Source organism: Bradyrhizobium sp. SHOUNA76, assembly GCF_023006445.1.
GTDB lineage: Bacteria > Pseudomonadota > Alphaproteobacteria > Rhizobiales > Xanthobacteraceae > Bradyrhizobium.
This window is the reverse complement of the sequence record NZ_JALBHA010000243.1, coordinates 1-9,194: the sequence shown is the minus strand read 5'-3', so window position 1 is coordinate 9,194 and position 9,194 is coordinate 1. Positions and strand designations below refer to the sequence as shown.

6 protein-coding genes are annotated in these 9,194 nt (G+C 64.6%); 2 read left to right on the top strand and 4 right to left on the bottom strand.

Features of this window, described 5'->3' with window-relative positions; genetic code table 11:
* A partial coding sequence (locus MOV74_RS22630; protein WP_246927120.1) for an AsmA-like C-terminal region-containing protein occupies positions 1-2,751 on the top strand: 2,751 nt, incomplete at its 5' end.
* Positions 2,752-2,924: 173 nt separating this feature from the next.
* Here the strand turns inward: MOV74_RS22630 and MOV74_RS22625 are convergent.
* The 4 genes from MOV74_RS22625 to tyrS all read right to left on the bottom strand — a co-directional run bounded on the left by MOV74_RS22625 (position 2,925) and on the right by tyrS (position 8,167).
* Positions 2,925-4,619 carry a methyl-accepting chemotaxis protein gene (locus tag MOV74_RS22625; protein ID WP_246927118.1) on the bottom strand — a complete coding sequence of 565 codons (1,695 nt, stop codon included), beginning with the start codon at positions 4,617-4,619 and terminating at the stop codon, positions 2,925-2,927.
* Positions 4,620-4,998: 379 nt separating this feature from the next.
* Positions 4,999-5,403 carry a DoxX family protein gene (locus tag MOV74_RS22620; RefSeq protein ID WP_246927104.1) on the bottom strand — a complete coding sequence of 135 codons (405 nt, stop codon included), beginning with the start codon at positions 5,401-5,403 and terminating at the stop codon, positions 4,999-5,001.
* Positions 5,404-5,622: 219 nt separating this feature from the next.
* Positions 5,623-6,855, bottom strand: coding sequence for an MFS transporter (locus MOV74_RS22615; RefSeq protein ID WP_246927102.1), 1,233 nt, complete (start codon positions 6,853-6,855; stop codon positions 5,623-5,625).
* Between the two features lie 58 nt (positions 6,856-6,913).
* Positions 6,914-8,167 (bottom strand): tyrosine--tRNA ligase, encoded by a 1,254-nt coding sequence (tyrS, locus tag MOV74_RS22610; protein ID WP_246927099.1) that lies wholly within the window; start codon positions 8,165-8,167, stop codon positions 6,914-6,916.
* A gap of 164 nt (positions 8,168-8,331) precedes the next feature.
* On the opposite strand from tyrS, the gene MOV74_RS22605 reads away from it, so the two are divergent.
* The coding region (locus MOV74_RS22605) for an anhydro-N-acetylmuramic acid kinase (protein WP_246927081.1) at positions 8,332-9,194 on the top strand (863 nt) is incomplete at its 3' end.

Sequence of the window (9,194 nt, the reverse complement as noted above, 5' to 3'; positions counted from 1 at the left end):
CTGGGCGAGGAGGGCGCGCGCCCGTGGATGCTGCGCGCCACGATCGGGCCGGCCGAGAACGGCGTGCGCTCGGTCGACATCAAGGCCGACAAGGTCTCGACCTCCAACATTCTGCTGGCACTGCGGGTCAAGGACCTCACCTATACGGCCGACCTGCCGCTCACGGGCGAGCTCAAGGGCGAGCTCGGCCGCGATGGTGTGCCGACATTCTTCCGCGGCAAGATCGCGATCGGCGCGGGCCGTATCATCGACACCGACACGCCAGATTATCCGATGGCGATCGACCAGGCCGAGATCAACGTCGAGTGGGACGCCAATCGCCGGGTGCTGGTCGCACCGTTCAAGATCCTGTCGGGCGCGAACCGCCTGACGCTGCTGGCTCATCTCGAGCCGCCCAACGGGACCGTCAATGACTGGCAACTGGGCTTCAGCGGCGGTTCGATCCTGCTCGGCGGCATCGACAACGAGCCGCCGCTCGTCTTCAACCGCATTGCGATCGGCTTCCGTTTCGACACCGACCACAAGCGCTTCCTGCTGACCCAAGCCGACATCAGCAATGGCGAGATCGGCGTCGCCGGCACCGGTGCCATCGACTATTCCGGCGAGCCGCGGCTGACGCTGGGCTTTGCGGGGACGCCGATGTCGGCCTCTGCGCTGAAGCGGATGTGGCCGACGCTGGTCGTTCCCGAGTTGCGCGAATGGGTGATCGAGCGGATCGAGCGCGGTACGCTTCAGCGCATCGAGATCGGCGTCAACTCGCCGACGAAGAACCTTCCGCGCAAGGGCCCGCCCATTCCCGACGACGGCCTCTCGGTCAACATCGTGGCGAGCGGCGTCGCGGTCCGTCCCGTGGACGGAATGCCTGTCGTGCACGATGCCGATTTGAAGGCGCGCGTGACCGGCCGCACCGCGACCGTGAATATCAGCCAGGGCATTGCCGATACGCCCGCAGGCCGCAAGGTCACGATTTCCGACTTCACCTTCGAGGTCCCGGACATGGCGCCGAAGCCCTCGCCATCGCGAACGAAGTTTCGCGTCGAGGGACCGGTGCCAGCAGCGGCCGAAATGCTCTCCAATGATCGCCTAAGCGATCTGTCGTCGACAGTCGTCGACCCCAATACCAGCAAGGGCACATTCACGGCGAACATCCAGCTCGGCATGCCGGTCAAGGGCGAGTTGACCAAGTCTGACACGACCTATGCCGTGACGGCCGACCTCAACGGCTTCTCAGCCGACAAGCTGGTGATGAACCAGAAGCTGGAGGCCAACAATCTCAAGATCGTCGCGAACAACGGGGGTTATCAGGTCAAGGGCGACGTCAAGATCAACGGCCAGGCGGCCTCACTCGACTACCGCAAGCCGACCGAAGGCGATGCTGACGTCAGACTGCAGGCGACGCTGGATGATGCGAGCCGGGCGCGATTGGGGTTCGATCTCGGCCCCGCCGTCAGCGGATCGTTGCCGATCAAGCTGTCGGGCAAGATCGCCGGCGGTCCCGACCAGACGACGAAGCTCGGCGTCGAGGCCGACCTGACGTCGGTCAAGCTCGACAATATCCTGCCGGGCTGGCTCAAGCCGCCGGGCAAATCAGGCAAGGCCAGCTTCAAGGTCGTGCCGACGGCGCAATCGACGCGGCTTGAGGACATCGTCATCGAAGGCGGCGGCGCCTCGATCAAGGGCTCGCTCGAGGTCGACGCGAATGGCGACCTCATGAACGTGAACTTCCCGACCTATTCGCCGTCCGACGGCGACAAGACCTCATTGAAGGCCGAGCGTGGTCAGGACGGCGTCATCAGGGGCACCATGCGCGGCGACGTGTTCGATGGCCGCGGCTTCCTGAAGTCGGCGATTTCAGGCAATTCCAAGGACGATTCCAAGAACAAGATGAAGAACGTCGATTTCGACATCGACGTGAAGCTGGGTGCCATCGCCGGTTTCAATGGTGAGGCGATGCGCAGCGTCGATGCCAAGATGTCGAAGCGCAGCGGCGCCATCAAGGCCTTTACCCTGAGCGGCAAGATCGGCCGCGATACGCCAGTGGCGGCCGATCTGCGCGGCGGGCGTGCGCAGGGCAGCCGCGAGGTGATCTACCTCCAGACCAACGATGCCGGCGCGCTGCTGCGCTTCACCGACACCTACACCAAGGCGGTCGGCGGCCAGATGGTGGTGGCGATGGAGCCGCCGACGTCGGAGCCGAACACCTCGCGCGAGGGCCTCATCAATGTCCGTGACTTCACGGTGAAGGGCGAGGCTCAGCTCGAACGCGTCGCCGCCGGCGCGCCCAACGGTACCGGAAACGGCGTCTCCTTCAGCGCGCTCCGCGCCGAGTTCACCCGGCAGAACGGCGCGCTCACCATCCGCGATGGCGTGGTCAAGGGCCCGATGATCGGCGCCACCATCGAGGGCTCGATCGACTATCCCGGCAATCAGGTCTGCATGAGCGGTACCTTCGTGCCGATGTATGGCGTCAACAACATCTTCGGCCAGATTCCGCTGTTCGGCATCTTCCTCGGCGGCGGCAACAATGAAGGGTTGATCGGCGTGACCTATGAGGTGGTCGGCACACCAGCGGCGCCTGTGATGCGCGTCAATCCGATCTCGGCGATGGCGCCCGGCCTGTTCCGCAAGATCTTCGAGTTCAACACCGGCAAGCAGAACTCGCCGTTCGAGGAATTCCCCTCGCAGTCCAACGACGGCTCGACCGGCTCGACGCGCCAGCTTTCCAGCGGTTGTAGTCTCGCGCGGCGATAAGCGCAGGACGGCTTGTCTCCGCGTCATGGCCGGGCTTGTCCCGGCCATCCACGCCTCATCACATGGCACGAAGAACGTGGATGCCCGGGCCTTCGCCGCGCCGAAGCGGCTTCGGCCGCGCAGGCGGGACAAGCCCGGGCATGACGGCCATGGTTTGGAGTGCTGAGTGCCGCTTACGCCGCGCGCACGCCCGCGAGGAAGGTGCCGACTTCGCCGGAGAGCTGCTCGGCTTGCTTGGAGAGGTTCGAGGCCGCGGCGAGCACCATGTCGGCTGCATTGCCGGTCTCGTTGGCAGCGGTGGAGACGCCGCCGATATTGGTGGTGACTTCCCTGGTCGCCTCCGCGGTCTGCGAGACGCTGCGGGCGATCTCGGCGGTGGCGGCGCCTTGCTCCTCGATGGCCGCGCCGATCGAGGTCGCGATGCGGCTGACCTCCTCGATGGTGGCGGTGATGCCGCCGATCGCGTCCACGGCCTCCTTGGTCGCGCCCTGGATCTGGGCGATCTTGTCGCCGATCTCGCGGGTGGCTTCCGCGGTCTGGCTCGCGAGCGATTTCACCTCGGAAGCGACGACGGCAAAGCCGCGGCCGGCTTCACCGGCACGCGCGGCCTCGATGGTGGCGTTGAGCGCGAGCAGATTGGTCTGGGCGGCGATGTTGGAAATCAGCTCCGCGACGTGCTCGATCTGCTGGGCGCCGTCCGAGAGCGCACGCACGATGGTGTCGGTGCGGCGGGCGCTGTCGACCGCGCGTCCCGTGACTTCTGCAGACTGGGCGACCTGGCGGCTGATCTCGGTGATGGAGGAGGAGAGCTCCTCGGCGGCAGCCGCGACGGTCTGGACGCGCTGGCTGGCTTCGGTGGCGGCCGAGCCGACCAATGCGGCACGGCGGTTGGTGCCTTCGGCGGTCGAGGACATCGACTTGGCGGTGGTCTCGAGCTCGCCGGAGCCGGAGGCCATCAGGCCGACGAGCTGGCCGACGGAGGCATCGAAGCGGTCGGCGAGGGAGATCAGGGCGTCGCGCTTCTCCTGCTCGGTCCGCGTCTTGGTGGCGACCTGTTCGGCTTCCAGCGAGCGGGCCGTCAAAGCCGTCTGACGCAGCACTTCGAGGGTCTCGGCCATGCGGCCGATCTCGTCGCCGCGGCCGGTTTCCTCGACCGGCTTGTCGATGGCGCCTTCGGAAATCTCCTGCATGCGGTTCTTCTGGCGCTCGAGCGCGCCGAGCACGTCGCGGGCGATCAGCCAGGATAGCGCCGCCATCAGCAGCATCAGGCCGATGCCGATCGCGGCCAGCTCCAGCGTCAGCGCGCGCACGTCGGCGTCGATGTCGTCGACGTAGAGGCCGTAGCTGACGGTCACGTTCCAGGGGGCGAATTTGCGAGCGAATATTGTCTTGCGGACAGGTTCGGTCTGGCCGGGACGGGGATAGAGATAGGAGGCCACGCCACCCTGCGCGGTCTCGCTGCCGGCCTTGATGATGGCTTCCGCGATCAGCACGCCGTTGGAGTCCTTGGCTCCCGTGATCTTGCCTTCGAGCTGCTGGTTGGCGCCGTTCACGACCAGGGAGCCGTCCTGATTGTAGACCACCGGATAGCCCTGGTTGCCATTGAAGTTCATGCGGCGGCCGCGCTGATGGAACTGGGCCTTGGCATCGGCCAGCGTCAGCTTGCCGGCGCTAACTTCATCCTGAAGCGATTGCGCGTAGTTGTAGAGCAGCTCGACGGCGGTCCGCATCTGCTGGACCCGATCCTCCATCATGCGGCTCTTGCTGAGCACGGCCGATACCCCGATGATGGCCGCAACGGTGAGGGCGGCGAGACACACCATGCTGGCAAGCTTGGTGCGGATCTTGAGGTGACTCAGCAGCTTCATCGCAGCCTCGATGGGAAATGGTTGTTATTGCTCGCGTAGGTAGCATGAAGTTCTTACCAATCATGAATGGACGCGTGCGACGTGCTGCCACGCGCGGCGTCGGCAGCCGCGTGCGCAAACATGCAGGCCGAACGCGCCTCGCCGCGCGTGGCGGGTCAGGTCGCGGAGAAAAATGATGTCGGAAGTTGGTGGTGATCGAGCTCGGCCGGAGCGGCAGTGAACCGATTCGCTCACCGCATCATCATGTCCGTGCTGCTCGTCGCGGCCCTCGTCCTGATCTGGAACGTGCTGGGGGCGCGCTGAGACGGCACCGGGTCTGCCGGTGCCGTCCCGCTTGGCGGGTCAATCAGGGGCGCATCAGCGCGGCGCGTACGCGCCGCTATTTCTTGCCCATCGCCGCATCGGCACTGACCGAGCCGCCGCCGGCTGCCGACAGATAGAGGCAGGCGAAGCAGAACAGGATCGCCGCGGTGCCGCCATTGAGCAGCGGCAGGAATACCGGCGTTTCGCCCTTGAACATGTGACCCATGAAGTAGGCGAAGGCCATTTCACCGGCGAGGATGAAAGCGCTGAGGCGGGTGAACAGGCCGAGCATCAGCAGCGCACCGAGCACGAGTTCGAGCGCGCCGGCCGTCCAGATCAGCGGCGGGATGTTGGCGAAGTAAGGAAGCACCGGAAACTTGAAGATCTTGGCGACGCCGTACTGAAACAGCAAAAGGCCGGTGATGAAGCGAAACAGGCTCAACAGAACCGGTTGAAAGCGAGTGAGATAGGGAAAGTCCATTGGTTTTTGCCCTCCATCCAATGCGCGACTTGGACCGTATTCAGTTCGACCCCGCAAGCGGCTCCGCGTCAATTTGTGCTGACAATTTTGTCATGACGGACAAAACACTGCAGTTCGTCCGTTCACGCCGGTTGTCCTGGAATTTTTCGCGCGCCGCTCCCCGCATGCCGTCCGTAATTCCCCGGTGACATCGAGGGATGCAGGTTACGTCGGGGAAACTTACTCCCGCAAGGCGGGGACGATCAGGAATGGAATCATTCCGAGGATCACGCTCGCAAGTGCGAAGATGAGCAGCAGATCGTAACCGTGGGTGAAGTCGTGGATGAGGCCGCCGCTCCATGAGCCGAAGGCCGACCCCAATCCGCTCCCGATCGAGATCGTGCCGAAGATCGTACCGACGCGTTTCCCGCGGAATATCTTCATTGCGGTGGCGGTAATCAGTGGACCGCGCGAGCCCATCATGCTGCCGAAGCAGACGACGAAACCGGTGAGCAGGATGACGTTCGGATAATACTGAAGCAGCCAGAGCAGGACGATGCCGACGATCGAGATCGCGTAGCTGAGCAGCACCGATGGCCGCCGTCCGATCAGCCCGTCGAGCGCGGAGACCCCGAGCATGCCGAACACCAGCACGACGCCGGAAAAACCCCAGGCCGTCGCGGCCTGGAGCGGCGGGAAGCCGGCGTCGATCAGATAGGCCACGATCTGGGCAGCGATCGCATACATGCCGACGGCGGTGAAGAAGAAGGTCGAGAACAGCGCCCAGAAGGCGTGGTGGCGCATGGCGCCGAGAAGCGTCCAGCCGTTGTCGATGAAGTCGGGATCGGTCTTCTTCACGACATGCGGCGAGCCTGTAGCGAACAGCCGCCACGGCAACAGCATCAGCGGGACCAGCAGGCCCAACGCTGCGAAGCCGAACAGCTGATAGGTGTCGCGCCAGCCGATGTGGTCGATCAAGAGCTGCGATGCCGGCAGCAACGCCAGCACGCCGCCGCCCATTGCCGAATACACCACGGACATTGCGGTCGGCAGACGGCGCCCGAACCAGCGGCCGAGCAGGATCGAGTTCGGCACGATGCCGATGAAGGCGACGCCGATGCCGACGCACATGCCGATCGAGAGTTGGAACTGCCAGAGATGCTGGGCGTGGGCCGCGATCAGGAAAGCCGCGCCGAGCAGTAGCAGCCCGAGCGCATAGACGATGCGCGGTCCGGAATGGTCGAACAGACGACCGACGAAGGGTGCGGTGAGACCGCTCGCGAGCCAGGTGAGGGAATAGACCGAGACGATCTGCGCGCGGTCCCAGCCGAAGCTCTCTGAGATCGGCTTCAGGAACACTGTAAAACTGTCGCCGAGCCCGCGGCCGAGCACGGCCAGCGTGAAGCAGAGCGCAAGCACGGTGAGCGCGACGCCTTCCTTGCTCGTTCCCCTATCGGGCGTGTTCTGATCCATTGCCGGTCAGGGGAGCGCGCTTCGGCGCTCCCTGACAAGCAGCGAAAAGCTCATACGCCTATGCAGGCTTGATCAGGATATGCTTCTTCTTGCCGAAGGAGAGCTTGATCACGCCCTCCGGCGTCAGATTGGCCGCTGACAGCGCCAGCTTCTCGTCATTGACGGGTTGGTCGTTGACGCGCAGGCCACCGCCCTTGATCTGGCGGCGTGCTTCGCCGTTCGAGGCGACGAGGCCGGCCTTGACGAAAGCGTTGAGCACGCCGAGGCCGGCATCGAGTTCGCCGCGCGGAATTTCCACCGTGGGCAGGCTCTCGGCGAGCGCGCCTTCTTCGAAGGTACGACGCGCGGTCTCGGCTGCTTCGTTGGCGGCATCGCGGCCATGCAGCAGCGCCGTCGCTTCGGTGGCGAGCACCTTCTTGGCCTCGTTGATCTCCGAGCCGCCAAGCGCCTCGAGCTTCTTGATCTCAGCGATCGGCAGCGTCGTGAACAGCTTCAGGAATTTGCCGACGTCGGCATCCTCGGTGTTGCGCCAATACTGCCAGAAATCATAGGGCGAGAACTGATCGGCATTGAGCCACACCGCGCCTTGCGCGGTCTTGCCCATCTTGGCACCCGATGCGGTCGTCAGCAGCGGCGTCGTCAGCGCGAACAGCTGGTGGGTGCCCATGCGGCGGCCGAGATCGACGCCCATGATGATGTTGCCCCACTGGTCCGAGCCGCCCATCTGCAATTTGCAGCCGGTGCGCTTGGCGAGCTCGACGAAGTCGTAGGCCTGGCAGACCATGTAGTTGAACTCGATGAAGCTCATCTCCTGCTCGCGCTCGAGGCGCAGCCGCACGGAGTCCATGGTCAGCATGCGATTGACCGAGAAATGGCGGCCGACATCGCGCAGCATCTCGATCCAGTTCAACCTGGTCAGCCACTCCGCATTGTCGAGCATGATCGCGTCGCTCTTGCCCTCGCCGTAGCGCAGCACCTTTGCGAACACGCCGCGGATCGATTCCTTGTTGGCCTCGATCTCGGCGACGGTGCGCATCGCGCGCGTCTCGTCCTTGCCGGAGGGATCGCCCACCATGGTGGTGCCGCCGCCCATCAGCGTGATCGGCTTGTTGCCGGACTCCTGGAGCCAGTGCAGCATCATCATGGTGAGGTAGTTGCCGATGTGCAGCGAGCGGGCGGTGCAATCGTAGCCGACATAGGCGGTCGCTTCGCCCTTGGCGGCGAGCGCGTCCAGCCCCTCGAAATCGGAGCACTGGTGGATGAAACCACGTTCCTGCAGGATATTGAGGAAATCCGATTTAAATGCAGTCATCTGTCGGCGTGCCTGACAATTCTTGGTTTACTTTTTTGGGGGCAATTTAAGGGTCTTGGGTGGGAACCCGATGGCCGCCCGCCACTTGGCGCTGTGGCATTATAAGATGTGTCCCTCTGGCACAAGATCGGCATGCCGGAGAGGGTGTTTGAGGACGCTGATCCATGATGTTGACGGCACTCGGTTTGATGAGCGGCACCTCGCTGGACGGGGTGGATGTCGCGCTGATCGAGACCGACGGAAAACGGGTGCAGGCCTTCGGGCCGTCCGGCTACCGGGCCTATAGCCCGGCGGAGCGCAACCTGCTGCGCCAGGCGCTGTCCGAGGCGGCGTACCTGCCGCAACGTGACGCCCGGCCAGGTGTCCTGGCCGAGGCCGAGCGTGCGGTGACACGGGCTCATGCCGAGGCGGTTGCCGCCTTCTTTGCCCAGAACCGCATGAAGCCCGAGGACATCGACATCGTCGGCTTCCACGGCCAGACCGTGCTGCATCGCCCCGAGCGGCGGCTGACGGTGCAGATCGGTGACGCTCCGGCGCTGGCGAAAGCGATCCATATCCCCGTGATGCATGATTTCCGCGCCGCCGACGTCGAGGCCGGCGGGCAGGGGGCGCCGTTCGTACCGGTCTACCATCGGGCGCTCGCCCATTCGCTGGATCGCGAGGGCCCGATCGTCGTCGTCAATATCGGCGGCGTCTCCAACATCACCTATATCGATGGCAACGACACGCTGATCGCCTGCGACACCGGGCCCGGCAACGCGCTGCTGGACGATTTCATGTACCGCACCATGAACCAGGCGTTCGATGCGGAAGGAAAGTTCGCAGCGCTCGGTAAGGTCGATGAGGCCTGGATTGCCCACGCGCTGGAGCTGCCGTTCTTTGCGTTGCCTCCGCCGAAATCGCTCGATCGCAACGACTTTGCGGCGCTCAGGCTCGGCGATGTCGCGCCGGCCGATGGGGCCGCGACCCTGACCGCTTTCACCGCGGCGGCGATCGCCCGAATCATCCCGCTGCTGCCGCGGCGGCC

What these genes read in the sequence shown, in the direction of transcription:
- MOV74_RS22615 (WP_246927102.1), bottom strand. Translation starts at nt 6,855, where the DNA reads ATGGATCAGAACACGCCCGATAGGGGAACGAGCAAGGAAGGCGTCGCG.
- MOV74_RS22620 (WP_246927104.1), bottom strand. Translation starts at nt 5,403, where the DNA reads ATGGACTTTCCCTATCTCACTCGCTTTCAACCGGTTCTGTTGAGCCTG.
- tyrS (WP_246927099.1), bottom strand. Translation starts at nt 8,167, where the DNA reads ATGACTGCATTTAAATCGGATTTCCTCAATATCCTGCAGGAACGTGGT.
- MOV74_RS22625 (WP_246927118.1), bottom strand. Translation starts at nt 4,619, where the DNA reads ATGAAGCTGCTGAGTCACCTCAAGATCCGCACCAAGCTTGCCAGCATG.